This window comes from Neobacillus drentensis (genome assembly GCF_036965245.1).
GTDB classification, from domain to species: domain Bacteria; phylum Bacillota; class Bacilli; order Bacillales; family Cytobacillaceae; genus Neobacillus; species Neobacillus drentensis_G.
In genome coordinates this window covers 11,630-12,490 of sequence record NZ_JBALPG010000130.1, presented here as the reverse complement: position 1 = coordinate 12,490, position 861 = coordinate 11,630, and the positions used below count along the sequence as shown (strand labels likewise).

Here is an 861-nt window from a genome sequence, read left to right as displayed (position 1 = left end):
ATGAAACAAGCTTTATACATTTTTAAAAGAGTGTCACGTGTTGACACTCTTTTTTGAGTAGATTAATTGGATTCTTGAAAACTATATAACTATTTGTTTTTCACATAAACAGTTCCCGACTTTTCCCTCATACGGAATGTTAATAGTTCAAATGAGATTCCATAAAGGAACGTAACAAGGAACATGGATCCAATCATATCAAAGATTACATGCTGCTTGACAAAAAGTGTCGAGATAATAATCAAGGAACCTGAAATATGAATACATAAAGTGTTAAGTATATGTTTATTCTTGATGTGCAATGATGCCAGCATGACGGTAAAGGTCGTAAGCACATGTATACTTGGAAAACAATTAAATGGGCGATCCTTTGTATAAATCCACTGAACAAGATTGTTTATAAAATTGTCGCTGACTATTGTTGGTCTTGGGACTGTTGTTTGAAAGAAGAAGTAAATCACAAAGCATATTAGCTCGGCAATCACAATCAGCATCAAAGTTTTAATATATACTTTTGTATCTTTAAAGCAAAAATAAATTAAATAACAGAACATATAAGCATACCAAAGGATATATGGAATAATAAAAACTGGTAAAAACGGAATAGATTGATCGATAGAAGTTGAAATATCCACAGCTTTTTGTGATCGATTATTTAATACTTGATAAATCATCGCTAGAAGTGGAATTACTAACAAAAAGAGTAAGTAGGGAGATTTTTTTAATATCTTGTTCACCTATAACCCCCCTTTTAAACAATAAATTTACAAAACTAAGATTACTCGAAGAAGAAATTGTCGAATTTACTTAATAATACCATAATTACAATGAAAATACATAATTTGGTGTCAGGCACCATTC

Annotated in this window: 1 protein-coding gene; it reads right to left on the bottom strand. The window is 30.5% G+C overall.

From position 1 onward, the window contains the following. Positions 1-89: 89 nt before the first annotated feature. Complete coding sequence (locus tag V7150_RS21785; protein ID WP_335522413.1) at positions 90-737, bottom strand: phosphatase PAP2 family protein; 648 nt, start codon at positions 735-737, stop codon at positions 90-92. Positions 738-861 lie beyond the last annotated feature (124 nt).